Annotated in this window: 23 protein-coding genes; 15 read left to right on the top strand and 8 right to left on the bottom strand. The window is 71.5% G+C overall.

Annotated elements, in window-relative coordinates; all coding sequences use genetic code 11:
* Positions 1–43 precede the first annotated feature (43 nt).
* From dhaK to ACFFRH_RS03350, 3 genes are all read left to right on the top strand, one after another.
* A complete protein-coding gene (dhaK, locus tag ACFFRH_RS03360) occupies positions 44–1,036 on the top strand; it encodes a dihydroxyacetone kinase subunit DhaK (RefSeq protein ID WP_344747199.1) in 993 nt (330 codons plus the stop codon).
* The gene (gene dhaL, locus ACFFRH_RS03355; protein ID WP_344747200.1) at positions 1,036–1,785 is read left to right on the top strand and encodes a dihydroxyacetone kinase subunit DhaL; all 750 of its coding nucleotides are present in this window, start codon (positions 1,036–1,038) and stop codon (positions 1,783–1,785) included. Before dhaK ends, dhaL begins: the two co-directional genes overlap by 1 nt.
* 262 nt (positions 1,786–2,047) lie before the next feature.
* Positions 2,048–2,419, top strand: coding sequence for a PTS-dependent dihydroxyacetone kinase phosphotransferase subunit DhaM (locus ACFFRH_RS03350; RefSeq protein ID WP_344747201.1), 372 nt, complete (start codon positions 2,048–2,050; stop codon positions 2,417–2,419).
* 229 nt (positions 2,420–2,648) lie between these two features.
* On the opposite strand, the gene ACFFRH_RS03345 is transcribed toward ACFFRH_RS03350, so the two are convergent.
* Together ACFFRH_RS03345 and ACFFRH_RS03340 are read right to left on the bottom strand one after the other, a co-directional pair.
* The gene (locus ACFFRH_RS03345) at positions 2,649–3,011 is read right to left on the bottom strand and encodes a hypothetical protein (protein WP_350967304.1); all 363 of its coding nucleotides are present in this window, start codon (positions 3,009–3,011) and stop codon (positions 2,649–2,651) included.
* 275 nt (positions 3,012–3,286) lie between these two features.
* Entirely contained in the window at positions 3,287–4,666 is a 1,380-nt protein-coding gene (locus ACFFRH_RS03340; protein ID WP_386153994.1) for a hypothetical protein, read from the bottom strand.
* A 276-nt stretch (positions 4,667–4,942) separates the two neighbouring features.
* Here ACFFRH_RS03340 and ACFFRH_RS03335 point away from each other — a divergent pair, with 276 nt between their 5' ends.
* Both ACFFRH_RS03335 and ACFFRH_RS03330 read left to right on the top strand, forming a co-directional pair.
* Positions 4,943–5,320, top strand: a complete 378-nt coding sequence (locus ACFFRH_RS03335) for a hypothetical protein (RefSeq protein WP_344745306.1) — start codon at positions 4,943–4,945, stop codon at positions 5,318–5,320.
* A gap of 67 nt (positions 5,321–5,387) precedes the next feature.
* The gene (locus tag ACFFRH_RS03330) at positions 5,388–6,572 is read left to right on the top strand and encodes a serine hydrolase domain-containing protein (RefSeq protein ID WP_344745307.1); all 1,185 of its coding nucleotides are present in this window, start codon (positions 5,388–5,390) and stop codon (positions 6,570–6,572) included.
* 121 nt (positions 6,573–6,693) lie between these two features.
* Here the strand turns inward: ACFFRH_RS03330 and ACFFRH_RS03325 are convergent, their stop codons facing one another.
* Both ACFFRH_RS03325 and ACFFRH_RS03320 read right to left on the bottom strand, forming a co-directional pair.
* Complete coding sequence (locus tag ACFFRH_RS03325) at positions 6,694–7,881, bottom strand: cellulose binding domain-containing protein (protein WP_344745308.1); 1,188 nt, start codon at positions 7,879–7,881, stop codon at positions 6,694–6,696.
* A 423-nt stretch (positions 7,882–8,304) separates the two neighbouring features.
* Positions 8,305–8,925 (bottom strand): TIGR03086 family metal-binding protein, encoded by a 621-nt coding sequence (locus ACFFRH_RS03320; RefSeq protein ID WP_344745309.1) that lies wholly within the window; start codon positions 8,923–8,925, stop codon positions 8,305–8,307.
* A gap of 98 nt (positions 8,926–9,023) precedes the next feature.
* Between ACFFRH_RS03320 and ACFFRH_RS03315 the strand changes: the two genes are divergently transcribed.
* On the top strand, positions 9,024–9,992 hold the full coding sequence (locus ACFFRH_RS03315; RefSeq protein WP_344745310.1) for a helix-turn-helix transcriptional regulator: 969 nt from the start codon (positions 9,024–9,026) through the stop codon (positions 9,990–9,992).
* Between the two features lie 128 nt (positions 9,993–10,120).
* Here the strand turns inward: ACFFRH_RS03315 and ACFFRH_RS03310 are convergent, their stop codons facing one another.
* Positions 10,121–11,122 carry a LacI family DNA-binding transcriptional regulator gene (locus ACFFRH_RS03310; protein WP_344745311.1) on the bottom strand — a complete coding sequence of 334 codons (1,002 nt, stop codon included), beginning with the start codon at positions 11,120–11,122 and terminating at the stop codon, positions 10,121–10,123.
* 186 nt (positions 11,123–11,308) lie between these two features.
* Here ACFFRH_RS03310 and arfA point away from each other — a divergent pair, with 186 nt between their 5' ends.
* Genes arfA through ACFFRH_RS03290 form a run of 4 tightly spaced genes read left to right on the top strand, consistent with a single transcriptional unit; the run spans position 11,309 to position 15,939 of the window.
* Positions 11,309–12,823 carry an arabinosylfuranosidase ArfA gene (gene arfA, locus ACFFRH_RS03305; RefSeq protein ID WP_344745312.1) on the top strand — a complete coding sequence of 505 codons (1,515 nt, stop codon included), beginning with the start codon at positions 11,309–11,311 and terminating at the stop codon, positions 12,821–12,823.
* Positions 12,824–12,827: 4 nt separating this feature from the next.
* Positions 12,828–14,165, top strand: coding sequence for an extracellular solute-binding protein (locus tag ACFFRH_RS03300; protein WP_344745313.1), 1,338 nt, complete (start codon positions 12,828–12,830; stop codon positions 14,163–14,165).
* Complete coding sequence (locus tag ACFFRH_RS03295; protein WP_344745314.1) at positions 14,162–15,106, top strand: carbohydrate ABC transporter permease; 945 nt, start codon at positions 14,162–14,164, stop codon at positions 15,104–15,106. The genes ACFFRH_RS03300 and ACFFRH_RS03295 overlap by 4 nt, the downstream gene beginning before the upstream one ends.
* On the top strand, positions 15,103–15,939 hold the full coding sequence (locus ACFFRH_RS03290; RefSeq protein ID WP_344745315.1) for a carbohydrate ABC transporter permease: 837 nt from the start codon (positions 15,103–15,105) through the stop codon (positions 15,937–15,939). Before ACFFRH_RS03295 ends, ACFFRH_RS03290 begins: the two co-directional genes overlap by 4 nt.
* A gap of 136 nt (positions 15,940–16,075) precedes the next feature.
* Here ACFFRH_RS03290 and ACFFRH_RS03285 read toward each other — a convergent pair whose 3' ends face one another.
* Complete coding sequence (locus ACFFRH_RS03285; protein WP_329093428.1) at positions 16,076–16,330, bottom strand: Smr/MutS family protein; 255 nt, start codon at positions 16,328–16,330, stop codon at positions 16,076–16,078.
* Positions 16,331–16,807: 477 nt separating this feature from the next.
* Here ACFFRH_RS03285 and ACFFRH_RS03280 point away from each other — a divergent pair, with 477 nt between their 5' ends.
* Positions 16,808–20,116 (top strand): S8 family serine peptidase, encoded by a 3,309-nt coding sequence (locus ACFFRH_RS03280; RefSeq protein ID WP_386153984.1) that lies wholly within the window; start codon positions 16,808–16,810, stop codon positions 20,114–20,116.
* Positions 20,117–20,372: 256 nt separating this feature from the next.
* On the opposite strand, the gene ACFFRH_RS03275 is transcribed toward ACFFRH_RS03280, so the two are convergent.
* Together ACFFRH_RS03275 and ACFFRH_RS03270 are read right to left on the bottom strand one after the other, a co-directional pair.
* Positions 20,373–20,801 carry a CBS domain-containing protein gene (locus tag ACFFRH_RS03275; RefSeq protein ID WP_386153981.1) on the bottom strand — a complete coding sequence of 143 codons (429 nt, stop codon included), beginning with the start codon at positions 20,799–20,801 and terminating at the stop codon, positions 20,373–20,375.
* Positions 20,802–20,893: 92 nt separating this feature from the next.
* Positions 20,894–22,093, bottom strand: a complete 1,200-nt coding sequence (locus tag ACFFRH_RS03270) for a PucR family transcriptional regulator (RefSeq protein ID WP_386153978.1) — start codon at positions 22,091–22,093, stop codon at positions 20,894–20,896.
* A 183-nt stretch (positions 22,094–22,276) separates the two neighbouring features.
* On the opposite strand from ACFFRH_RS03270, the gene ACFFRH_RS03265 reads away from it, so the two are divergent.
* The 4 genes from ACFFRH_RS03265 to ACFFRH_RS03250 are packed head-to-tail and all read left to right on the top strand — an operon-like array spanning position 22,277 to position 26,118.
* A complete protein-coding gene (locus ACFFRH_RS03265; RefSeq protein ID WP_386153975.1) occupies positions 22,277–23,110 on the top strand; it encodes an ABC transporter ATP-binding protein in 834 nt (277 codons plus the stop codon).
* Positions 23,107–24,042 carry an ABC transporter ATP-binding protein gene (locus tag ACFFRH_RS03260; protein WP_386153972.1) on the top strand — a complete coding sequence of 312 codons (936 nt, stop codon included), beginning with the start codon at positions 23,107–23,109 and terminating at the stop codon, positions 24,040–24,042. Before ACFFRH_RS03265 ends, ACFFRH_RS03260 begins: the two co-directional genes overlap by 4 nt.
* A complete protein-coding gene (locus tag ACFFRH_RS03255; RefSeq protein ID WP_386153969.1) occupies positions 24,039–24,929 on the top strand; it encodes a branched-chain amino acid ABC transporter permease in 891 nt (296 codons plus the stop codon). Before ACFFRH_RS03260 ends, ACFFRH_RS03255 begins: the two co-directional genes overlap by 4 nt.
* Positions 24,922–26,118, top strand: coding sequence for a branched-chain amino acid ABC transporter permease (locus tag ACFFRH_RS03250; RefSeq protein WP_344743257.1), 1,197 nt, complete (start codon positions 24,922–24,924; stop codon positions 26,116–26,118). The genes ACFFRH_RS03255 and ACFFRH_RS03250 overlap by 8 nt, the downstream gene beginning before the upstream one ends.

Genomic DNA, 26,118 nt, shown 5'->3' with positions numbered 1-26,118 from the left:
CCGATGCTTGCCATCGCTCGCGAACAGGGCGAGTTTGGGAACTGTGAAAAAGCTCATCAACGATGTCGAGTCCGTCGTTCCCGATGCGCTGCGCGGCGTCGCGGCGGCCCATCCCGGGCTGCGGGTGGACGTGGACAACCAGATCGTGTTCCGGGCCTCGGGGCCGCGCCCCGGCAAGGTGGGCCTGGTGTCCGGCGGCGGGTCCGGGCACGAGCCGCTGCACGCCGGATTCGTGGGGTACGGCATGCTCGACGCGGCCTGCGCCGGTGAGATCTTCACCTCCCCGGTGCCCGACCAGATGATCGAGGCCACCGCGGCGGTGGACGGCGGGGCGGGCGTCCTGCACATCGTGAAGAACTACACGGGCGACGTGCTGAACTTCCAGATGGCCGCCGAGCTGAGCGGCGAGGAGGGGGTTCAGGTGGAGAGCGTGCTGGTCGACGACGACGTGGCCGTGCGCGACTCCCTCTACACGGCGGGACGCAGGGGCACCGGCGCCACGCTGTTCGTCGAGAAGATCGCCGGAGCGATGGCCGAGACCGGCGCGCCGCTGGCCGAGGTCGCGCGGGTGGCGCGGGAGGTCAACGCCCGCAGCCGCTCCTTCGGGGTCGCGCTGAGCCCCTGCACCACGCCCGCGGCGGGAATGCCCACCTTCGACCTCGCCGACACCGAGATCGAGCTGGGCATCGGCATCCACGGCGAGCCCGGCCGGACGCGCTCGGCCATGCGCCCGGCCCGCGAGCTGGTCCACCTGGCGATGGACGCGATCCACGAGGACCTGCCGATCTCCGGCGACACCCTCGTCATGCTGAACGGCATGGGCGGCACGCCGCTGATCGAGCTGTACGTCGCCTACGCGACCGTCGTGGACCACCTGGCGGAGAAGGGCGCGCGGGCGGCGCGTAACCTCGTCGGTAACTACGTGACGAGCCTCGACATGCAGGGATTCTCGATCACGGTCTGCCGGTTGAACGAGGAGCTCACCCGGCTGTGGGACGCCCCCGTCGAGACCCCCGCCCTGCGTTGGGGCCGCTGATGGCCTCCGAGGCGGACGCCGGAACGAGCACCGCGCCGGGCATCGACACAGGTACCGGCACCCGTACGAACACCACCGGCCCGAACACCGACACCGACACGGACGCTGAGATGAACACCGCGCTGGACACCGCCCTTTTCACCGCCTGGATCGAGGAGACCGCCAGGACCGTCGCCGCCGAGAAGGACTGGCTGACCGCCCTGGACGCCGCGATCGGCGACGCCGACCACGGTGCCAACCTCGACCGGGGCCTCACCGCGGTCGCCACGGCCCTGGCAGCCGGGGAACCCGGCACCCCGGGACCGCTGCTGGTACTGGTGGGCAACACCCTGATCCGCAAGGTCGGCGGGGCGTCCGGCCCCCTGTACGGCACGGCGTTCCGCGAGGCGGGCAAGGCGCTGGGCGACACCCCCGAGGTGTCCGTCGCGCAACTCCACGCCGCCCTGGAGGCCGGGCTCGCCGGGATACGGAAGCTGGGATCCGCGGCCGAGGGCGACAAGACCATGGTGGACGCCCTCGCCCCGGCCGTACGGGCACTGGAACAGGCCGTACAGGACGGGAAGGACCCCGCGGAGGCGATCGGCGCCGCGGCGGAGGCGGCCCGCGTCGGAGCAGAGGCGACGATCCCGATGCAGGCCCGCAAGGGGCGGGCCAGCTATCTCGGGCCGCGCAGCGTGGGCCACGAGGACCCCGGCGCCGCCTCCACCGCGCTCATCCTCTCCGCCCTGCACACGGTGACGGCGCGATGACCCGCACGAACCACCGCACGCGAACCCGCACGAACCACCACGCGAGGACCAGCACAAGCCTCCGCACGCGAACCCGCACGAACCACGGCACGCGGACCCGCACGAACCACCACGCGAGGACCATCGGGCGCTCCCGCCCGCTTCCGGCTCCCGCCGGGATCCTCCCCGTCTCCGCCGAGCGGGCACGGCCTTTTCCGTCCGAGGCGAGTGGCCGCCGGGCCGTTCCCGAGGGCGGGCCGGGCCGCGGGCGCGTGGTGAGCCCGTGGTAGGCATCGTCCTCATCTCGCACAGCGGCCCGCTGGCGGCCGAGGTGGCGCTGCTGGCCTCGCAGATCGGCGGCTCGAACGTCCCGCTCGCCGCCGCGGGCGGCACCGACGACGGCGGCCTCGGGACCAGCCCGGACCTGGTGGCGGCGGCGATCGAGGAGGTGGACCGGGGAGACGGGGTGATCCTCATCCCCGATCTGGGAAGCTCGGTGCTCACCGCCCGGCTCTTCGCGGACGAACGGGTGGTCATCGCCGACGTGCCGTTCGTGGAGGGGACGATCTCGGCCGTCGTGTCGGCGGGCACCGGCTCTCCGCTGCGGGCCGTGCTCGCGGCGGCCGAGGAGGCGAGGACCTTCCGCAAGCTCTGACGCGGAACCCTTAGGCGGAGCTCCGAAGCGGAGCCCTGACGCGAAAACCCCCGCCCTCCGGGGAGAACGGGGGTCCCGGGGTGCGCGCGAGTCCGGGCCCGCCGGTGCGGACCGAGGTACCGGTGTACGCGCGAAGCGAGCCCGTCCGGCGCGAACGGAGACGCCGGTGTACGTGCGAAGCGAGCCCGGCCGGTGCGGGCCGAGGTCCCGGGGTGCGCGCGAGGTGGCGCTAGCGCGTGGCCAGCAGGCCCTCCAGCAGGCCGAGGACGGCCTGGACCGGAGGGGGCGTGGTGCCGAACTCCACGTCGGTCCCGCTGACGGAGTCCATCACGCTGACCGAGCTCTGCGGCAGCCCCCAGCGCTCACCGCCGTCGTGCCCCACGCCGACCTCGATACCGGCGAAGGTGACGTACTCCCAGTTCTTGAGTTCCCTCCTGAGCGCCTCGTGACCGCGCACGGTGGCCCACTCGGCGACGGCCGCGAGGATGTCGCTGAGCGTGTTCTCGCGCTCCTTCAGGTCTCCGGACTGGAGTTCCTCGATCAGGCGGTCCAGCTCGGCGCGCTGGGCGAGGAGTGCGTTGAGGTCGCTCATAGGGGGGCCTTTCAGGGGAGGTGAGAGGTATGCGGGTGGGGGCGGCGCGTTCTGTCGAAGGTCGTTCACGAGAGGATCGGGCCTCCACCCGGGCAGAACCCCGCCGCGATCCGCGAGCTGCCGGAGGCTTCGCCGATCACCGGAGAGGACATTGCCGTCATGCGTCACATAATGGTGCCGTACGAGCCCACCTGGCGTCGATCCGTCTCGGCGGAATCATCACCGCTCAGAGGCATCTGGCATCGAGACGAACCCCCGTACCGGCGTCGTGCGCGTCAGGGTACGGCGTCGTGAGCGCGGGCGGTGAGGTCGAGATACTCCTCACGGCTCAGCGTACGGACCTCGAAGCCGAGCCCGCGCCGCGCGGCGAAGCGGTGCGCGTCCTCCAGCGGCCAGGGGCCGGGCAGGTGGCGCACGGGCCTGCCCTCGCCGTCCACCACGAAGAGCCCGGACAGCCTCTCGTGGCGGTAGGCCATCAGGCCGGCCGCGCAGCCCAGGTCAGGCCCGATCTCCAGGTCGTCGGGCACCATCCGCGCGCCGAGCCGGACCCGCAGCGTCCTGCCGTACGGGACACGAGCCGTCCTGCCGCGCGGAACGGAGAGGTACGGCCCCCCGGGTGGCCCGAGCGCCGTGCCACGCCGGATGCGCCAGGTGTGCCACACCTCGCGTGCGGGCTTCAGGACGACGAGCAGGGGGGCGAAGAAGACCGCCAGCCACTTGGCGTCCAGCAGGTCCAGCAGCAGCCGGCCCAGCGCGGACAGCCCCCGCCACGCGAACCAGCCGCCCGCCGTGACGACATAGGCCATCGCGAACAACCCCGCCGCCCCGGCGCAGAACGCGATGGTCTTCTTGGCCCTGGACAACCGGGGGACCGCCAGCCCGGTGAGGCGCGTCCAGCTTGGAGCCCGCCTGCCCAGCATGGCGCGCACCACCTGTGACGGCGCCACCAGGGCGTCGTGGACGGGGAGTCTCCGCCCGGCCGCGAAGGCGGCCACCTCATGGACCGGCCACTCTCCGGGAAGGTCGGCGAGCACCAGCCCGTCGGCGTCGAGCAGGGCGAGGCCGGTGAGGGAGCGCGTCTCCTCCCTGCCGGAGACGAGCACCCGGCGCTCGTACCGGTAGTGGTACAGGGCGGCGGGCATGAGCCGCAGCGAACGTCCCACCACCGGATCCGTCGCGACCAGAGTCCGGCCGTCCCAGCTGAGCGTGGTCGCCGGGCAGGGCGTGCCCTCCAGCGCCCCCTCGCACGGCCGGAGCTCGCCGGACACCGCGTCGTACGGCCGGAGCCGGAGCGCCACCTCGCGGGGAGAATGGGCGCCACGCACCGGCAGCCCCACGTCCGCCGTGTTGCGCCACCCCCGCGCCCGGGTCTCAAGGTGGACGCGCCCCTCCCGCTCCGTGGCATGAGGACGATACTCGAAGAGCAGCCCGGCGTACGCGGCGAACGCCTCCACCAGGTGACGGGGCCTGGCTCCCGGGGAGTCGAGCATGCCCCTTCCCCCGGCGTTCAGGACCGCGACCCCGTAGACGACCCCGTTCTCGCGGGGAAGGCGGTACAAGATCAGGCGGGCCGCGCGTTCCTCGCCGGTGAGCGGCAACCGGATCGGATGACGCCCCGGCACGTCGACGACGAGACAGCCCTCGTCCACACGCATCTCACACCCGCCCCCGGCGAGCGAACGTGTCGCCCCTATCGCCACCCCCGCCTTCCCTCTGGCACTGCCCCGTTCTTCCCGAATGACGGATAAGGCATCCATAAAGTTCCGCACTCCACAGATAACCTCGTCCCCCCTGTTGACGATGTTTCGTCGCCTTCCCTAATATCGTCTCTGTTGTAGACAACGTTAGACGCGCCAGGTGAGCGGGGCTCCGCCCCGGGCGTGGTAGGAATGGGACCCACGGAGGAGGCCGGACAGACAAGTTGGTGCGCCATGACCGAGCACTTCCTCGGCGTTCTCGGCATCGGTGAGGCGCTGGGGGTGAGCCGGCACGCGGTGCACAAGTGGCGCTCCCGCTACCCGCGCGACTCGCGCCACCCCTTTCCCGAGCCCGACGTCGAGGTCGACGGAGCTCCCGGCTGGCGGGCCGACCGGCTGGAGGAGATCGTGCGGTGGCGCGACGGCCTGCCGGGCCGCGGCGCGGGCGGAGGCCGCCCTTCCGCCGCACGCCAGGAGTACCTGACGGCGGCGGCGGCGCGCGGCCTGGACCGGGACGAGGCGGTACGCGCGCTCGTCACGTTCACCGAGGAGTTCCCCGAGATGACCGAGCCGGAGATCTGCGCCTGGCTCATCGAGAAATGGCGTAGGTAGCACTTCCCGGCGACACGGTCCCACCAGCACTTCCCGACAACACATCCCGAACGGAAGGCGATGACGCATGCCCGAAATCGGTGGGAACACCGCACCAGGGTTCGAAGGAGTGCGTGAGGCGTTCGCGGCCAATCTGGCCGGCGGGCAGGAGGTGGGCGCCGCGGTCGGCGTCTACCTGCGCGGCCGGAAGGTCGTCGACCTGTGGGGCGGGATCGCCGACCCCGCGACCGGCCGCCGCTGGGGGCGCGACGCGCTCCAGGTCGTGTTCTCCACCACCAAGGGCGTCACGGCCGCCTGCGCTCACCTGCTCGCCCAGCAGGGCCGGTTGGACCTCGACGCGCCCGTCGCCGACTACTGGCCGGAGTTCGCGGCGAACGGGAAGGAGCGCGTCCCGGTCCGCTGGCTGCTCACCCACCAGGCCGGGCTGCCCGCGATCGACCACCCGATCACCCCGGCGGAGGCGATCGCCTGGGACCCGATGGTGACCGCCCTGGCGGCCCAGCGTCCCCTCTGGGAGCCGGGCACCGCGCACGGCTACCACGCGCACACCTACGGCTGGCTGGTCGGAGAGGTCGTCCGCCGGGTGACCGGCCGCAGCCTCGGCACCTTCCTCGCCGAGGAGATCGCCGCCCCCCTCGGCCTGGACCTGTGGATCGGGCTGCCGGAAACCGAGCTGCACCGGGTGAGCCGGATCGTCGCCGCCCCCGTCGACCTGGACGCGCTGGCCCGGATCGACCTGGACGCCCTGCCCGGGTCCGCACGCGAGATGATGGCGGCGTACGCCGATCCCACGTCGCTGACCAGGCGGTCGATGAGCGTCGTCACGCCGATGCTCAACCACGACGACCCCGCCGAGCAGGTCGCCGAGATGCCCTCCACCAACGGCATCTGCACGGCCCGCGCGCTGGCCCGTTTCTACGCCGCGCTCATCGGCGAGGTCGACGGGCATCGCGTTCTCACGCCCGGCACCCTGGCGGCGGCGACCGTGGAACAGGCCGGTGGCGTCGACCGCGTCCTGCGGGTGCCGATCCGGATCGGCACCGGTTTCGGCCTGCCGACCCCCGACGCGTTCTGGTACAGCCCGACCGCCTTCGGGTTTCCCGGCTACGGCGGATCGCTCGGCTTCGCCGACCCGGCGACCGGCCTCGCCTTCGGCTACGTCATGAACCACATCCGGGAGGGCGTTCCCGACCGCAGGGCCGCCGACCTCCTCGACGCGGTCCACGGCGCCGTCAAGGCCCAGGCCCGATGAGACAGGCCGTCGTGGGCGACTCGCACGCGACGACCGCAGCGGCCGGCCGACCTCGGCCGCGTCCGGACGGGCGGTCCGGGGGCGGTCCGGGCGGTGCCGCGCGGGCACCGCCCGGACGCGGTCAGCCGGTGGCGCAGGCCCTTCCGTTGAGGCCGAAGCCCAGCGGGGCGGGCGAGAACCCGTTGTAGGAGGCGACGAAGCCGATCTGCACCGTCGTGCCGGAGGGGATGACCTTGTTCCAGTTCTTGTTCACGGCGGTGAGACGTGAACCGGTCTGGGTCCAGTCGGCCGACCAGCCCGAGACGAGGCGCACGGCCGACGCCGGGTAGTCGACCGTCAGCGTCCAGCCGTCGATCGCGGTCGGGCCGGTGTTGCGCACGGTGATATCCGCGGTCAGCATCGGACCCCCCGTCGTCGCGCGGTACGACACCGAGCACGACGGACCGGGCGTCGGGGTGGGGGTGGGGGTGGGGAGACCTTCCCTGGCGAGGGCGGACAACGGGTCGGACGGCGCGCTGAGGTTGCCGGCCGCGTCCCTGGCCACCACGACGTAGGTGTAGCGCTGCCCGGTGACCAGGCCGGTCTCCGCGAAATGCAGGAAGCCGGGAGCGACCGCACCGACCTTGACATAGGTCGTCGCGGTCTCGCGGTAGACGTCGTACGCCGTCACCGCCACGTTGTCGCTCGACGGCTGCCAGCAGAACGAGACGCCCCGGAAGTCCCAAATGCAGGGGTCGGTCAGGCCGGCCGGCTTGGACGGGGGCACGCGGTCGCCGGGCAGGGGGCTCGGCGAGGCGGTCGGCGTCATGCCGACCGTCGCGGACACCGTGATCAGGGTGGAGGGCGGGCTGACGTTCCCCGCCGCGTCCCTGGCCACGACGTACATCGTGTACGAGCGGTTCAGCTCGCCCGAGAAGCCGCCGACCGTGCCGGTCGTGGTGGAGGCGAGGACGAAACCGCCGGCGTCCAGGCGGTACAGGTCATAGCCGACGACCCCCGTGTCGTCCGTCGAGGGGTTCCAGCAGATGGAGGCGTAGCCGGTCGAGGTGGAGGCGGCCGGTACCGGGCAGGGCCGCGTTCCGGCGGGACGTGTCGGCGGGGTGGTGTCGGCGGCCGCCCCCGCCGGGGCGGCGTACGGAGCGCCCCTCGCCGGAGCGACCGCGTACGGGACGTCCCCCGCCGGGACGACGGCGTACGGGACGTCCCGCGCCGAAGCGGCGGCCAGGGCCGTCGCTCCGGCCGGGCCGATCGCCAGCGCGGCGACGAGTAACCCCAGGGAGAGGAGTACGAGGGTGAGGAGGACCGCCATCAGGGATCGCCTGCCGAGTTGCATTATTCCCCTATCGAACCGTTTCGGCGTGTGACCCCCCGCAGGAATTGTGAATCATCGTCGGCATCCCGTAAAGCAATGATTTCACCGGATGACGAAAGCACAGGTGGGCGACGATGGGCGCCCCACGATGGCCATATATGGCCGTATATGGACTCTCCGCGTGTCGCGACCGGAACCGGCCGCGATTGCCCCGGCGTCCTGCGCCTTCGAATCTTCTCGGTTGACATATCCGGGCCTTTCCCCGCCGATTCCCATCGCGGGGGGACGGCCGGGGGAAGAACCCACCCGGGTCCGGGCCCGCGCCATGAGGTGACAGCGGTTCGGCGCGGACCCGGCGGCCGGAAAGCGGGGGAAGAAGGGGCAGGACCGTGACTCGTCCGGGGATCGGTCGCCGGATCGTCAGCGCGGGGTGCGGCCGAGGTAGCGGAGCAGGTCGTCGACGACCGGGGTGGCGGAGGGACCGCCGGCGGTCTCGACCACCGGTGCGTAGGCACCCCACTGGCGCAGCGGTTCGACGATTCCCCGCGCCGCGGCGAGAAGGTGGCCGGCGAGCTCGTCGTCGAGCGGGGACGGCCGTCCCGTGGCGATCGCGATGTCCCATGCGTGCACGGCGGCGTCGAGCGCGCACATCACCGCGGCGACCGGAGTGGGAAGGTCACCGTGCGGCAGCGGCGTCGGAACGGTCTCGGTGTCGTCGGCGACCGTCGCCCACGCCGCGGCGGTCTGCTCGATGGCGTCCTTCACCAGCTCCGCCGCGGTGCCGTCGACGGCTCCGGAAGGCGAGAAGGGGTCGTAGGCGGGGCCGTTCCCGATGCCGAGCATCTTCGCGTAGGCGAGCTGGTCGCCCGCGGCGTGCTGAACCACCTGGGTGACCGTCCACTCCGAACACGGGGTGGCGTTGTCCCACTGGCCGTCCCGCACACCCGCGACGCTGTTCTCCAGCGCCAGATAGGAGACGGCCAGCACCTCACGCCAGACCGGCCGCAGAGAGGTGATGGTGGCGGTGGTGGTGGTGTTCATGATCTCGCCTTTCGATCTCTTCCTTGCCTGTGACACCAACCTATGGGCCCATTAGGCTGCTTTCCTTCCTAATAATCATTCGGGACGAGAAGGAATCGATGGCTCCGACGACGACTCGAGTGCTGCGCCTGCTGTCCCTGCTGCAGGACCGGTCCCACACCGGCCGCGAGCTCGCCGAGCGCCTCGGCGTCACCGGACGCACCCTGCGGCAGGACATCCAGCGCCTCCGCGAACTCGGCTATCCGGTGCACGCCGCGCGCGGCGCGGTGGGCGGATACCGGCTCGGACAGGGCGCGAAGATGCCCCCGCTGCTGCTCGACGACGACGAGGCGGTGGCCGTGGCACTCGCCGTCGGCCTGGCCGAGGACGGCTCCACCGGGATCACCGACATCGACGCCAGCCTCACCCGGGCGCTCGCCAAGCTCCAGCGGATCCTCCCGAAACGCCTGCAGCGCAAGGTGGCCGCCCTGCGGTCGGCCACCGCGGTCGGGCCCGCCACGGTCGGCTCCCGCGAGCCGGACGCCCCGGTGCCCGCCGCGACCCTCACCGTCGTCGCGGGCGCGATCCGCGACGGCGCGACCCTGCTGGCGACCCACGCCGAGACCGAGACCGAGGTGGAGGTGGAGCCCTACCGCCTGATCAGCTGGCGCCGCCGCTGGTTCCTGGTCGCCTACGACCTCGGCACGCACGCCTGGCGGGCGCTGCCCGTCGCCGACCTGACCGGCGTCCGGACCGCGTCCCGCCGCTTCGCGCCCCGCTCCCTCCCCGACGACGACCTGGTCGCCTTCGTCCTGCGCGAGGTCGCGCGGACCGGCTGGAAGGTGCACGCTCGCGTCACCGTCCTCGCCCCCGCCGAGACCGTGATCGCCCGCATCAACCCCGCCGTCGGCGTCGTCGAGGCCGTCGACTCCCACACCAGCGTCCTCGTCACCGGTGCCGACGCCCTGGAGACCGTCGCCATCTACCTCAGCATGCTGATGATGGACTTCCGCGTCGACGGCCCACCCGAACTGGTCGCCCACGTCCGCACCCTCGCCCGCCGCTACACCGAAGCCCTCGACGGGTAGGCCCGCCCGCTCGCCCGTCGACCTTCCGGTCGACCATTCTTGAAACCCGGCCCGCGGCCTTTACAACGTAGATTTATCGCTGGATCGTGGTCACGAGGACGACCGGCCTCCCGGAGGGGGCGCGCCGGTCACCGCCCGACGGTGCTCTCCCTGACCATGAGCCGGTAGCCCGCGCCCACCTCCTTCGGAGGGCGGTCGGCGGGGCCGTCGATCCGCTCCTTGAGCAGGCCGACCGCGGTCCGGGCCAGCTGGGCCTTGTCGGGGGCGACCGTCGTCAGGGTCGGGGTGCTGAAACGGCCGTCCTCGATGTCGTCGAGACCGGCCAGCGCGACGTCCTCGGGCACTCGCAACCCGGCGGAGAGAACGGTCCGCATGGCGCCCAGTGCCAGCAGGTCGTTGAAGCAGAAGACCGCGTCGGGCGGTTCGGCGCGCTCCAGCAACGCGGCCATCGCCGCCGCCCCCTGGTCCCTGCGGTAGCGCTCGACCGTGGCGACCGTCTCGGGCAGTCCGTGGGCGACCATGGCCTCGCGGTACCCGGCGAGGCGGAGGGGGGCGGTGCCGCTGGCCGCGTTGTCCTCGGCGCCCAGCGCGGCGACGCGGGTGCGGCCGAGCCCGATCAGGTGCTCGGTGACGTCGCGCGCCGCCCGTACGTTGTCGATCGCCACGTGGTCGGCGGGACCGTCGTGGATCCGCTCGCCCAGCAGCACGAGCGCGGTGGCGTCGGTGCGCGCCGCCAGCTCGTCGGCGCCGATGGCGATGGGGCTGAGGATCACCCCGTCCACCCGGTGGTCGCGGACCCCGTCGAGGATGCGCCGCTCCCGCTCCAGGCTGCCGTCGGTCTGCTCGATGACCACCAGCCACCTCAGCTCGGCCGCGGCGTCGATGACGAACCTGGACAGTTCGGCGAAGTAGGGGGCGTCGAGCTCGGGCAGCGCCAGGGCGATCACGCCTGTGCGTCCCTGACGCAGGCTCCTCGCCGACAGGTTGGGCCGGTACTCCAGCTGGGAGAGCGCCTTCTCGACCTTGGCCCGTGTCACAGGCGACACGTGGGCGTACCCGTTGACGACGTTGGAGACGGTCTTCACCGACACCCCCGCCAGGCGCGCGATGTCGCGCAGGCTCGCTCCCACCTACTCCCCCATTCCCGCCGCGGCCTCCGCCGCTCGGCCCGGCCGACGCTCCACGGAGCGTACGAGATCCGATTCCGACGATCGTAACGCCCCGATATCGACTTTCGAAGCGACTGTTTACAACGTTGAAACAACGTTGTAGAAACCCCGTACCACGAAACGTCGCGTTCACAGAGAGGTCGTGTCTTGGCGACCACCGCCCGTCTCACCCTGGACCCCGCCTTCCGGATCGGCCCGGTGGAGCCCCGGCTCTTCGGTTCCTTCGTCGAGCACATGGGCCGCTGCGTCTACACCGGCGTCTTCGAGCCCGGCCACCCGCTGGCCGACGCCGACGGCCTGCGCACCGACGTACTGGAGCTCACCCGCGAGCTCGGGGTGACGCTGGTCCGCTATCCGGGAGGCAACTTCGTCTCCAACTACCGCTGGGAGGACGGCGTCGGCCCGGCCGAGGAGCGGCCGGCACGGCTGGACCTCGCCTGGCGGAGCCTGGAGGGCAACGGCTTCGGGCTCAACGAGTTCATGGCCTGGGCCGCCAAGGCCGGGGTCGAGCCGATGATGGCGCTCAACCTCGGCACCAGGGGGGTGGCCGAGGCGCTGGAGCTGGTCGAGTACACCAACTACCCCGGCGGCACGCGCCTGTCGGACCTGCGCCGCTCGCACGGCGTCGACAAGCCGCACGACGTGCGGCTGTGGTGCCTGGGCAATGAGCTGGACGGCCCGTGGCAGATGGGCCACAAGACCGCTGCCGAGTACGGCCGGCTCGCCGCCGAGACCGCGCGGGCCCTCAAGCGCTTCGACGGCGGCCTGTCACTGGTGGCCTGCGGCAGCTCCAACAGCGGCATGCCGACGTTCGGCGCCTGGGAGGCCGAGGTGCTGGAGGCGACGTACGAGATGGTCGACTACATCTCGCTGCACGCCTACTACGACCCCTCCGACGGAGACGCCGACTCCTTCCTCGCCAGCGGCGCCGACATGGAGCACATGATCCGCTCGATCACGGCCACCGCCGACCACGTGGGCGCGAAGCTGCGCAGCAAGAAGCGGATCAGGCTCTCCTTCGACGAGTGGAACGTCTGGTACCAGAGCCGCTTTTCCGGCGAGTCGTCACTGGACTGGGAGGAGCGCCCGCGGCTGATCGAGGACACCTACGACGTGACCGACGCGGTGGTGGTCGGCAGCCTGCTCATCACGCTGCTTCGCAACACCGACCGGGTCGGCGTCGCCTGCCAGGCTCAGCTGGCCAACGTGATCGCCCCGATCAGGACCGAGCCGGGTGGCCCGGCGTGGCGGCAGAGCATCTTCCACCCGTTCGCGCTGACCGCACGACACGCCCGCGGCCAGGTGCTGCGGGTGGAGCCGGAGTGCGAGGTGATCCCGACCGCCAGGTACGGGGAGGCACCCGCCATCTGGGCGACCGCCACGCACGACGAGGTGACCGGTGAGCTGGTCCTGTTCGTGGTCAACCGCGACCGGAACGCCCCGTGCGCGCTGGAGCTCACGCTGCCCGAGGGGCTGCGGCCCGTGGAGCACCTGGAGCTCACCGACGACGACCTGTCGGCGGTCAACTCCGCCGACGTGCCCGACCGTGTCGTCCCCCGGCCGGGCGACGGCCCGCGCCTGGAGGGGCGCCGCGCCTCCCTGAACCTCTCACCCGTCTCATGGAACATCGTCCGCTTCGCTCCCCTTTCCCCCCAGGAGTAGGAACATGACCAGCCCCCTGTCCCGCCGCTCGTTCATGGGCCTGACCGGCGCCGCCGGTCTCACCGCCGCGCTGGCCGCCTGCGGCGGTACCAAGCTCGGATCCGGCGCCTCCTCCCCGGCCTCGGCCGCGCCGACCTTCTCCGGCGGGGAGTACTCCGGCCCCAAGGTGACCCTGGACTACTGGAACGGTTTCACCGGCGGCGACGGCCCGCACATGCGGACCATGCTGGAGGCGTTCAACAAGGAGTACGCCGGGCGCATCGAGGTCCGCAACGTCACCCGGCGCTGGGAGGACCTCTACCCGGCCATGCCGACGGCCATCACCGCGGGCAAGGGCCCGGACGTGGCGGTCATCCACAACGACTGGATCGGCACCTTCGCCACCCGCAAGACGCTGATCCCGCTGGACGACGTGGTCGGCGCGCTGAAGCTCAGCGAGTCCGACTTCATCCCCGCCGTGTGGAACGCGGGGATCTACGACGGCAAGCGCTACAGCGTCCCGCTGGACGTGCACAGCCTGGCCGACTACTGGAACGCCTCCCACCTGGAGAAGATCGACCTCGACGACGCCCCCGCCGACAGGGCCGGGTACGAGGACGCCCTGGGCAGGCTCAAGCAGGCCGGGATCGAGAACCCGTTCTGGATGCCCGGCAAGTGGCCGGCTCACCTTATGTTCATGAGTCTGCTCTGGCAGTTCGGCGGCGAGCTCTACAGCGAGGACGGCGCGAACGCGCTCTGGGGCTCCGAGGCGGGCGCCAAGGCCCTGGGCTGGATGGTCGAGCAGATCGACAAGGGCCTCAGCCCGGCCAAGGTCGCCCAGGACAGCCAGTACGCCGCCTTCAAGAACGACAAGGTCAGCTTCACCTGGGACGGCATCTGGCAGATCAATGACCTGAAGACCAACGCCAGGTCGCTGAAGTGGGGCATGTCCCCGATCCCGAACATCGGCGGCACGGCCGCGGCCTGGGCCTCCTCGCACAACTTCGTGATGACCTCCCAGGCGGGCAAGGACCCGAACAAGGTCCAGGCGGCCAAGTTCTTCATCGACCACATCGGCCGCCAGTCCACCGAGTGGGCCAAGGCCGGGATGATCCCCGCGCGCAACTCCGCCCGTCAGGACCCCGCCATCGCGGACCTGCCGCAGATCAAGATGGCCTCCGACGTGAGCATCTTCCGTTTCCTGCCGCCGCTGCCCGGCGTCGGAGACGTGCAGTCCAAGGCGCTGGAGCTCGCGGTGGCCAAGGCCGTGCTGAAGCAGGCGTCCCCGGCCGACGCGCTGAAGGAGGGCGTGGCGTCCGCCGACAAGCTGCTCGCCGCCAACAAGCGGAAGTACGAGAAGTGAGCCTGCTCGCCGAGCGGAAGGGCCGGCCCCCCGCCGCCGGGCCGGACCGGCCCGGCGGCGGCAGGACCACGCCCAGGATGCGGCCCTGGACGCCGTACGCCTTCCTCGCCCCCTACCTCGCGCTTTTCACCGTCTTCATGCTGCTGCCGATCGGCTTCGGGTTCTGGACCAGCCTGCACGAGTGGGACATCAACCTGCCGGACAAGCCGTTCGTCGGGCTGGAGAACTACGCCGAGCTGTTCGACCCGGCCAGCGTGGACGGCTCACGGTTCTGGACGGCCATGCGGGCCACCGGTATCTTCACCGTCGCGTCGGTGCCGCTGCTCATCGTGCTGCCCCTGCTGGTCGCGCTGCTGATGAACGGCCGCTTCGCGGGGCGCAACGTCTACCGCGCCGTCTACTTCGCGCCGTACGTGTTGGGCGTGGCGGTCGTCGGGTTCGTCTGGCAGTTTCTGCTGGACGGCAACATCGGCCTGGTCAACCACTACCTCGGCCTGAACGTGCAGTGGACCACCGACGTGCCGCCCGCCTGGGTCGCCCTCGTAGGCGTGACGGTCTGGTGGACGCTCGGCCTGAACTCGGTCATCTTCCTCGCCGGGCTCCAGGACGTCCCGCGTGAGCTGCACGAGGCCGCGATGGTCGACGGCGCCTCCGCCTGGCAACGGTTCCGGTCGGTGACCCTGCCGGGGCTGCGGCCCGTCACGGTGTTCGTGGTCAACGCCACGATCCTGGCCTCGGCCAACATGTTCGGCCAGTCCTACCTGATCACCCGCGGCGCCCCCGCCGACCAGACGAAGACCGCGATCTACCTCATCGCCGAGACCGGCCTGCGCCAGTTCGACATGGGCACCGCGTCCGCGATGAGCTTCATCCTCGCCGCGTTCCTGATGGCGGCCAGTGCCCTGGTCTTCGGCGCCTTCAGAGACAGGAGCGGGCGATGACCCCCGACACCCGGCGGCTGCGGCGCGCCCTGCTGCACCTCGTCCTGGCGGTGATCGCGGCGCTCTACCTGAGCCCGCTGGTCTACATGCTCTCCACCTCGTTCAAGACTCGCGAGGCGGCGGGGGCGACCGAGCCGCGGTGGATCCCGGACCCGCTCTCCCTGGACGCCTACCGGGAACTGCTCGGCAGTGCCGACAGCCCGATCGTGACCTGGTTCGTCAACAGCCTCGCCGCCGCCACCGGCCACGCGGCCCTGGTCCTGGTGACCGCCGCGCCGGCCGCGTACGCCCTCGCCCGGCTCCGCTTCCGCGGCCGGAACGCGATCTTCGCGACGGTCGTGGCGACGCTGTTCGTGCCGCCGGTGGTGCTGCTGATCCCCAACTTCCTGATCGTCAACGAACTCGCCTGGGTGGACAGCCTGCCCGCGGTGATCGTCCCGGCGGCGGCCGGGGCGTTCGGCGTGTTCTTCCTGCGGCAGTTCTTCGTCACCCTGCCCGGCGAGCTGGAGGAGGCCGCCGAGCTGGACGGCTGCAACCGGTGGCAGATCTTCACCACCATCGCGCTCCCGCTGGCCCGCCCGGCGCTGGTCACGCTGTTCCTGCTGTCGTTCCTGACCAACTGGAACGACTTCCTGTGGCCGATCTTCGTGCTGCTCAGCCCCGAGTCCCTGACCCTGCCGTCGGGCCTGGGCAACTTCCAGAGCGCCAACAGCATCCGCTACGACCTGCTGATGGCCGGGGCGGTGATTGCCAGCCTGCCGGTGATCGTGCTCTACCTCGTCGCCCAGCGCTGGGTCATCGAGGGAATCTCCCGTTCGGGCCTGAAGGGATGAACGGACCGGCCGGCGGCGGGCTCTCGCCGCCGTCCGCCGCTCACCCGGAGCGCGGGCCCACCACGACCGGCGCCTCGGGATGTCTTCGAAGGATTTCAACACTTGCCGGGAAGCCCGCCTTGGAGCGGTCGCCGGTCTACTTGTAGCGGAAGTAGACGAAGAGGCGGCCGTGGTTCTTGGCGTCCTTGTCGATGCGGTGGTAGAGGGCCTTGATCTCCTTCTGCTCCAGGAAGCGCAGGACCTTCTTCTTCAGCTGGCCCGAGCCCTTGCCGGGGATGATCTCGACCTCGGTGGCCTTCTTCCTGATGGCCTCGTCGATGATGCCCCGCAGCGCCTTGTCGATCTCCCCGCCCTTGTTGTAGAGGGGGTGTAGATCAAGCTTGAGCTTCAACCGAGCCTCCCGCGTGTCAGGTGCGGCCAGTTTACGCGGGGCGGGCCGCCCCGCCTTCTCCGCCGCCCCACCCTCCCGGCCGCCTCACCTTCTCGGCGGGCCCCGGCGATCAGGCCCCACGGTCACAGCCGCCCGCGATCTCACATCGCGCCGATACGGAGAAGGCCCGAAGCCACCGACCTCCGGGATACCGGATCACCTGTCGAGTCTGCGAGCAAATTTGACCAATTCCCACGATTATTGTGTCAATTTAACGATCTAGGCAAACAAATGCCCTCTAGTTAGGCTCCCTGTCATGATCGGCCGCCTTTACCGGGTGGCCGATCGCGCGTCACCCACCGGGGAGGGTCACGGCCTTCCGTCATGCCCCGCCCCCGGGCGCGCGCGGCTGGTCTCCCTTCCTGCGGCTCAGCGGTTCATGCGTGCCTACAGGAGGTCTCGTTGGCCAGGAAGCCCTACTTACCGAGGATCAGGCGCGTGGCGGTACTCGCCGCCGGCGTCGGGCTCGTCGCGGCGATGGCGCCGCCGGCGAGCGCCGATCCCACCCCCACCCCCACGCCGTCCGCCAAGTGGACGGCGACTCCCCTGACCGGGGGTGAGCCGGTCCAGGGCGCGAAGTCCCCCACCGGCAAACTCGCCCGGAGTGACGAGGGGCTGCTGAAGTCGACCTCGGGCGCCACGGTCAACGTGATGGTCAAGCTCGACTACGACTCCTTCGCCGCCTATCAGGGTGGCCTCGAAGGACTTCCCGCGACGAGTCCGGCGAAGACCGGAAAGGCTCTTGACATCAAGAGCGGCGACGCGAAGAAATACCAGAAGCACATCGAGGACGTCGAGAACACCTTCCTCGCCGAGCTGGCCAGGAACGTTCCAGGCGCCAAGGCGGGCCAGAAGCTGCGGACCGTCTACGGCGGCATCGCGCTGCGCGTCCCCGCCAACAAGGCGGCCTCGCTGCTGAAGCTGCCCGGTGTGGCCGCCGTCCAGGAGGACAAGCCCGAGCAGCTGCTGACCGACTCCAGCCCCGCGTTCATCGGAGCGCCCGCGATCTACAGCAAGCTGGGCGGCAGCTCCTCGTCGGGCAAGGGCGTCATCGTCGGCATCCTGGACTCCGGCGCCTGGCCCGAGCACCCCCAGTTCGCCGACCCCGGCACGCTGCCCGCCGCGCCCGCGACCAAGGACGGCACGCCGCGCGTCTGCAACTTCGGCGACAACCCGCTCACCCCCGCGGCCGACCCGTTCGTCTGCAACCGGAAGATCATCGGCGGCGCCCCGTTCCTGGAGACCTACAACGCGAACGTCGGCGGCGAGACCTTCCCGGACAGCGCCCGCGACTCCAACGGCCACGGCACGCACACCGCGACGACCTCGGCGGGCGGCCCGGTGGCCGACGCGAACCCGCTCGGCATCAGCCGCGGGCCGATCCACGGCATCGCCCCGGCGGCGCACGTGTCGGTCTACAAGGTCTGCGGCGAGGCCGGCTGCTACCCCTCCGACTCCGCCCAGGCGGTCGGCCGGGCCATCCTCGACGGCGTCCGCGTGATCAACTTCTCGATCTCCGGCGGCACCTCCCCCTACAGCGACCCGGTGGAGCTGGCCTTCCTCGACGCGTACTCGGCGGGCGTGCTCGTCTCGGCCTCGGCGGGCAACGCCGGTCCCGGCGCGGCGACCGTGAACCACGTCAGCCCGTGGGTGACCACGGTGGCGGCCTCCACGCAGACCAGGACCTTCCAGTCGACGATCACGCTGACCGGTTCCGGCGGCGCGACGGCCACGGTGAAGGGCGCCTCCATCACCCCGGGCATCGCCTCCGCGCTGCCGGTGGTGCGGGCCTCGGCGCCGCCGTACTCCAACCCGCTCTGCACCTCGCCCGCTCCCCCGGGCCTGTTCACCGGGAAGATCGTCGTCTGTGAGCGCGGTCCCGACCGGGTCCTGAAGGGCTTCAACGTCCGGCAGGGCGGCGCGGCCGGGATGATCCTGTACAACGCCACCCCGCTCGACGTGATGACGGACAACCACTGGGTCCCCTCGGTCCACATCGACAAGCCCGAAGGTGACGCCCTGCTGGCGTTCCTGTCGGCCAACCCGAGCACGACGGCCTCGTTCACCCAGGGCACCAAGACCACCTGGCAGGGCGACGCCATCACCACGTTCTCCTCGCGCGGCCCCGGCGGCGACTTCCTCAAGCCGGACGTCACCGCCCCCGGCCTGCACATCCTGGCCGGTCAGACGCCGCTGCTGGAGGGTCCGGCCGGTGGCCCGCCGGGCAACCTGTACCAGGTCATCTCGGGCACCTCGATGTCGTCGCCGCACGTCGCGGGCTCCGCGGCCCTGGTGTTCGCGCTGCACCCGGACTGGACGCCGGGCCAGGTGAAGTCCGCGCTGGAGACGACGGCCAAGACCTCGGTCACCAAGCAGGACCGCGTCACCCCGGCCGACCCGTTCGACACCGGCGGCGGGCGCATCGACCTGACCAAGGCCGGCGACCCCGGCCTCACCCTGAACGAGACGGGTGAGAACTTCACGGCCTCGGCCGACGACCCGCTGAACCGCATCGACCTGAACCTGCCGTCGGTGAACGCCCCGATCATGCCCGGGCTCATCACCGCCAAGCGGACGTTCACCAACGTCACGGACAAGACGCTCACCTTCACCGCCACGGGCACGACCGTGAGCGGCGCGAACATCACGGTGCTGCCGCCGCTCTTCAGCGTGAAGGCGGGCAAGAGCGTCAAGCTCAGCGTGGTGATCACCGCGCCGGACCTGCCCGAGGGCCAGTACTTCGGCCAGGTGAACCTCAAGCAGGTTGGCGGCTCGCGCAACCTGCACCTGCCGGTCGCGTTCGTCCGCAAGGAGGGCGCCATCCCGGTGGACCAGACCTGCGCACCGGCCACCATCCCGCGCGACACCGGCGAGTCCACCTGCACGGTGACCGTGCAGAACGACACCCTGGAGAACGCCGAGGTCACGGCGGTCAGCACGCTGGACGGCAGGCTGCGCCTGAACTCGGTGACCGGCGCCACCAAGGTCGGCTCCCAGATCGCGACGACGAAGACCACCCTCGCGGCCAGGCAGCCGGACAGGCCGGGCATCACCCCGGGCACCGGTCCGGCCCCGTACCTGCCGCTCGACGCCTTCGGCATCGCGCCGACGCCGATCGGCGACGAGCAGGCGATCAACTTCACCGTGCCCCCGTTCCAGTACGCGGGCAACACCTACACCAGGCTCGGCATCGTCTCCAACGGCTACACGATCGCCGGGGGAAGCTCGGGCGCGGCCGACGTGTCGTACCAGCCGCAGACCCTGCCCGACCCCGCGACGCCGAACAACGTGCTCGCCCCCTACTGGACCGACCTGGACGGCACCGGCACGCCGGGCGTCTACGCCGGCACGCTGACCGACGGCGTGAGTGACTGGCTCGTCATCGAGTGGCGGGTCAACCTCTACGGCACGAGCGACCTCAAGGTCTTCCAGCAGTGGATCGGCCTGAACGGGACCGAGGACATCACCTACACCTACGACCCGGACAACCTGCCCGGCGATCCCCCGGCGGGCTACGGCCTCACCGTGGGCGCCGAGAACGCCGACGGCACCGCGGGCGGCCAGATCACCGGCCCGCCGGCCGAGGACCTCCGGGTGTCCAGCACCCCCGGCGCCCCGGGAGGCAGCCTGAGCTACACGATGAAGATCAAGGGCGTGAGCCCCGGGGTCGGCACGGTGACCACGGGCACGTCGACACCGCAGGTCAAGGGCCTGACGATCGAGGTGGACAAGATAACCGTTCAGTAGTGACGACGTGATGGGCCCGGCGCGACGCGCCGGGCCCATCCGGGCTCACCGGAACTCGGGCCTGCCCGCGCTCACGAACCCGATCCCGAACCCGTCCGGACTCGCGGGCTCAAGCCCGTCCGAACTCACTCGGACTCACGGGATCGGGCCCATACGGGCTCACTCGGACTCGCGGGCTCGGGCCCGTCCGGGCTCGCGAAACCCGGACCTGTCCGTGCCCGCGACCCCGGGCTCACCCGGGGTCGCGGGCACGGGATCAGCGGTGGAGGTAGTCGACCAGGTGGGCCTTCTCGGTCTCCAGCGCCTCGATGGAGCTCTTGACCACGTCGCCGATGCTCACGATCCCGGCCAGCCGGCCGGCGTCCACGACCGGCACGTGCCGGATGCGGTGCGTGGTCATCGTCTGGCGGAGGTCGTCGACGTCGGCGTCCGGCGGGCAGGTGCGGACCTCGGTCGTCATGATCGACGACACCGCCTCGTCCAGCACTCCGGCGCCGCGGTCGTACAGCCGCCGCACGACGTCGCGCTCGGAGACGATGCCCGCGATGGACGAGCCGTCCTCGGACACCACCACGGCACCGATGTTCTTCTTGGCCAGCACGGCCAGCAGCGCGGTGACCGTCGCGTCCGGGCGGACGGTCACCACCTCCGCTCCCTTGCCTCGCAGAATCGTACCGATCAGCATTGACACCACCTCGGTTCAGCCTGGCGCGGGTATCCCTCTCCTTTGCCCCTTTGTGCCACACGCTAAGCACCCAGGAGAGCAAAGTGTGATTATCAGATGACGGGCAGCAGCCGTACCGCGTCGAGGGCGAGGGTGAGCTCCACGATGTCGAGCGGGCGCGCGAGCGACCGGCCGGTGAGCTGCTCGATGCGGCGGATGCGGTTGAAGACCGTGTTGCGGTGGCAGTACAGCTGCCCCGCGGCGCGCATGGCCGAGCCCTCGCACCGCAGCCACGCCTCCAGGGTGCCGAGGAGCACCTCCCGGTCGGCCTGGTCGAGGGCGAGGATGGGCCGCAGCACAGCGCCGCTGAGATGACCGGCGAGCTCGGGCTGGCTCACCACCAGCGCGGCGGGCAGCCTGTCCTCCAGCCTGGCGATCTCCGGGCCCTCGCCCACGCAGGTCCGCAGGGCCAGCTCGGCGAGCCGCCTGGCGCGGCCCAGCTCCGCCAGCCCCTCCACGACCGGGCTGATCCCCGCGCACCCGGTGACGTGCGGGCGGAGCTCTTCGGCCAGGTCGTCCATGTTCGCGTCGTGCAGCAGCACGACCGACACCTCGTAGTCGGGGCGCATCCGCCACAGCAGGCGCATCACGCCCAGGGCGGTCGGCCGAGGGGCGTCGTCCCCGTGGTCGTGGCGGCCGGGCAGCCGGGTGATGACGACGGCGTACCGGCCCAGCTCGGGCAGGTCGAGCCCGGCGGCGGCGCTGCGGACGAGGGCGGCGTCGACCCGGTCCTCCAGGAGCGCGTCGAGCAGGGCCTGGACCCTCTCGGCTGTGCGGCCGAACATCTCGGCCTCCCGTCTTCGGTAGGCCTCGGCGGCGGCGATCGCCTGCCTGTCGATGGCGTGCCACACCTTCGTGGCGCTGCGGAGCAGGACCGGCAGGCTGTCTGACTCCTCTTCGGCGACCACGTCGATGAGACCGTCCCACATCACCTGCGCGGAGAGCCGGTAGCTGCGCAGCAGGGAGTCCATGGGCAGTCCCTGCTCCGCCCTGCGCCGGGCGGTCTTCTCCGCCTGCGGCAGGTCACATCGTTCGGAGCGGGGCAGCAGGATGGCGCCGATACCGTCACGCATCGCCTCGTAGACGCTCTGCCAGTGGTCGTCGGTGGGGACCATCCGCCGGTACGCCTCGTCGGTGTCGCGGATCTTCGCGACGAGCTCGTCGGTGAGCTCGGGAAGTCTGCGCAGCAGCCTGCGGGCGGCCAGGCGCATGATCCTGCGTACTTCGTCGTCCGTAACCGGCCGGGTCCCCATCTGGGGATCGTGACAGCAAGGAACCTGGCCGAACAAGGTTCTGTTCTGTTTCGTGACCCCGGGTTGTGCGAGCGCACAACCGGCACCCGCCCCGCATGGGCGCCCGCCCCGACTTCACCCCGCCCTCTGGACGCCGGTGAAACGCCTCGGTTGGGTGCGTTCATCGGCTGTCAGGAGGCACACATGGACGTGCACGACCCTCGCCCGCCCGGAGACTCCGGGCTGGTCGTCAGGGATCTGGCGGTGAGTTACGGCCCGGTCCTGGCCCTGCGGGGTGTCTCGCTGGACGTCCCGCGCGGTTCGGTCGTCGCGGTGCTCGGCGGCAACGGCGCGGGGAAGTCGACCCTGCTGCGCGCCGTGTCGGGCACCCTCAGGTTCCACCGGGGCGGGATCACCGCCGGCGAGGTCGGGTTCGGTGGTACGCGGCTGTCCGGCGCCGCCACCTCGGCCGTGGTGGCGAGGGGCGTCGTCCAGGTGCCCGAGGGGCGCAGGGTCTTCGCGCGGATGACGGTGGAGGAGAACCTGAGGGCCGGCGCCCTCGGCGCGCCCGACCGGCGGTCGGCGGCCGAGGCGCGGGAGAGCGTGCTCGCGCTCTTCCCCGTGCTCGCCGAACGCGCCGGGCAGCGCGCGGGCCTGCTTTCCGGGGGCGAGCAGCAGATGCTCGCCATCGGCCGCGCGCTGATGGCCGGGCCGAGGATGCTGCTGCTGGACGAGCCCACCCTGGGGCTCGCGCCGATGATGGCCGCCAGGATCGCCGACACCGTTCGCGAGATCAACGCCCGGGGCACCACGGTGCTCCTGGTGGAGCAGAACGCCGCGATGGCCCTCTCCCTGGCCTCGCACGCCTACGTGCTGGAGGTCGGCGAGGTGGTGCTGTCGGGACCGGCCGCCGAGCTCGCCGCGAGCGACGAGGTGCGCCGCCGCTACCTGGGCATCGAGGACCCGGTCCCGGTCGTCCCGGGAGCCGCGGGGAGCCCGGTGGCCGCCCGCCCGGCACTGGCGAGGTGGTCCGCGTGAGTGACACATACCAACCGGACGGTACGGACACTTCCATTCCCCGGCTCGACGTGCGTGACGTGACCGTGCGCTTCGCCGGGCTCACCGCGCTGGACGCCGTCGGCTTCAGCGTCGAGCCCGGCAGCGTCCACGCGGTGATCGGGCCCAACGGGGCGGGCAAGTCGACCTGCTTCAACGTCCTGTCGGGCGTCTACCGCGCCACCTCGGGCAGCGTGCGGTTCGGCGACGCGGAGCTGACCTCCCTGGCCCCGCACCGCATCGCCGCCCTGGGGGTGGCGCGCACCTTCCAGAACATCGCCCTGTCGCCGCGCCTGTCGGTGCGGGACAACCTGATGCTCGGCCGCCACCGGCTCACCCGTGCCGGGTTCGTCTCGGCCGGGCTGCGGCTGCCGTCGGCCCGGCGCGAGGCGGCCGCGCACGGCGAGCGGGTGACCGAGATCGCGGCGTTCGTCGGGCTCTCCGAACGGCTCGCCACGCCCGTCGGGCTGCTGCCGTACGGCGTGCAGAAGCGTGTGGAGCTGGCGCGGGCCCTGTGCATGGAGCCCCGGCTGCTGCTGCTGGACGAGCCGGTCGCCGGCATGAACGGCGGCGAGCGCCGCGACATGGCCGGGCTGATCGTCGCGGTGCGGGAGAGCCTCGGCATCTCGATCCTGCTGGTCGAGCACGACATGGGGATCGTCATGCGGCTCGCCGACGCGGTGACGGTCCTGGACTTCGGCAGGCGCATCGCGGACGGGCCCCCCGGCGAGGTGCAGAACGACCCCGAGGTGGTCCGCGCCTACCTGGGCGCGGCGGCGGAGGGCACTCCCGCCAAGGACACCCTGGTCGAGGACGCGCTGCCCCGGAGCACGGAGCAGGCCGAGCAGACCGAGAACGCCGGGAAAACGACGACCCGAGACACCGCGGGCAAGGACGAGGAGGTCGCTTCGTGATCACTTTTCTCGAACTCCTGGTGAACGGGATCTCCGTCGGAGCCGTGTACGCGCTGATCGCCCTGGGCTTCGTCATCATCTTCAAGGCAACCGAGGTGGTGAACTTCGCGCACGCCTCGCTGCTGCTGGTCGGCGGCTTCGTCGTGGCCAGGCTGCACCCGTCGGTCGGCTTCTGGACCGCCCTGCTGCTGGGCGTCGCCGGGGCGGCCGTCGTGGGCGCCCTCATCGAGTTCCTGATCATCCGCAGGGCGAACGTCGCCTCGCACAGCGTGCTGGCGATCGTGACGATCGGCGTCGACATCGTGCTGACGACCGAGCTGACCAGGCAGATCGGCACCGACGTGCTCGCCCTGGGCGATCCGTGGCGCGACCGGGTGCTGCACCTGGGGGCCGTCAGCGTCGCCCAGACCCGGGTGGTCGCGCTCGCCGTCGCGGCGGCCCTGATCGCCGCGTTCCTGCTCGCGTTCAAGTACACGAACTGGGGCATCGCCATGCGCGCCACCGCGGAGGACGCGGAGACCGCCGCGCTGATGGGGGTGCGGCGCGGGCGGGTCTCGATGGGGGCCTGGGCGGTCGCCGGGGCGCTCGCCGCCGTCGCCGCGCTCTTCCTGTGCGTCTTCCCCACCCCGGGGCTGGACCGCAGCACCACGTTCGCGGCGATGAAGGCGTTCCCCGCGGCGATCCTCGGCGGCCTCGACTCCACCACGGGGGCGCTCGCCGGGGGGCTGATCATCGGCGTCACCGAGGCCATGATGAGCGGCTACCAGAACGACCTGGCCTTCCTCGGCCGGGGCATCGGCGACGTCGCGCCGTTCCTCGTGATGATCGTCGTCCTGCTCATCCGCCCCGCGGGGCTGTTCGGGACGAGGGAGCTGGCACGTGTCTAAGAAGGTCATCCTCTCCTGCGTCGCGCTGGCCGCGGCGGCGGTCGCCGTACCGTTCTACCTGGAGGGCTTCTGGCTGCAGGCCGGGCTCTTCGCGATGTCGGCGGCGATCGGGGCGATCGGCATCAACCTGCTGACCGGCGCCACCGGCCAGCTGTCCATGGGCCACGCGTTCTTCCTCGCGGTCGGCGCGTACGCCTACGTCTACTTCGGCTCCGAGCCGGAGGGCGGCGCGCACGCCCTCGGCGGCCTGGGGCTGCCCACCCCCGTCGCGGCGCTGCTCGCGGTGCTCACGGCGGGCGTCGCGGGCGGGGTGTTCAGCCCCATCGCGGGACGCCTGAAGGGCGCCTACCTCGGCATCGCCACCCTCGCGCTGATCTTCGTCGGCCAGCACGTGCTGTTCAACGCCGAACCCGTGACGGGCGGGTACAACGGGCGGACGGTGCCGCCGATGGAGCTGTTCGGGTTCGCGTTCGCCGACACCCCCGAGCTGGTGGTGGCGCGGGTGCCGTTCGGGTCGCTGGAGCGGCTCTGGTTCCTTGGGCTGGTCCTGCTGACCGGCGCGGCGCTGTTCGCCCGCGGGGTGCTGCGCGGCCGTCCCGGGCGGGCCATGAACACCATCCGCGACCACGAGATCGCGGCCGGGGTGATGGGCGTGCCGGTGGCCCGCTACCGCGCCGGCGTGTTCGTGCTGTCGTCGATGTACGGCGGGCTGGCCGGGGTCCTGATCGCGCTGGTCTTCCAGCGCACCGTGCCCGACTACTTCGGCCTGCTGCTCTCCCTCGACTACCTCGCGATGATCATCATCGGCGGGCTCGGCTCCGTCGCGGGCGCGGTGATCGGCGCGATCTTCATCTCGATGCTCCCCCAGCTGCTCAGCCGCTACAGCGACGCCCTGCCGCTGGTGGCCGAGCCGGGCTCGGGCGGGGTGTCGCCCGCCGAGGCGGCCCGCATCCTGTACGGCGCCGCGGTCGTCGTCATCGTCCTCTTCCTGCCCGGCGGGCTGCTCGGCCTCGCCGGGCGCCTGCGCCCGGCCGTGGCGCGGCTCACCCCCGCCTCCGCTCGCCGGGCTCGCGCGACCTCCGCGACCTCCGCGACCTCCGCGACCTCCGCGACCTCCGCGACCTCCGCGACGACGAAACCCCCGCTGTCCCCCTCCCCCTCCCCCTCTCCCGACACAAGGAACCGATGA

Source organism: Streptosporangium vulgare (assembly GCF_042428775.1).
Taxonomy (GTDB): Bacteria; Actinomycetota; Actinomycetes; order Streptosporangiales; family Streptosporangiaceae; genus Streptosporangium; species Streptosporangium vulgare.
This window is presented reverse-complemented; position numbering and strand designations above follow the sequence as displayed.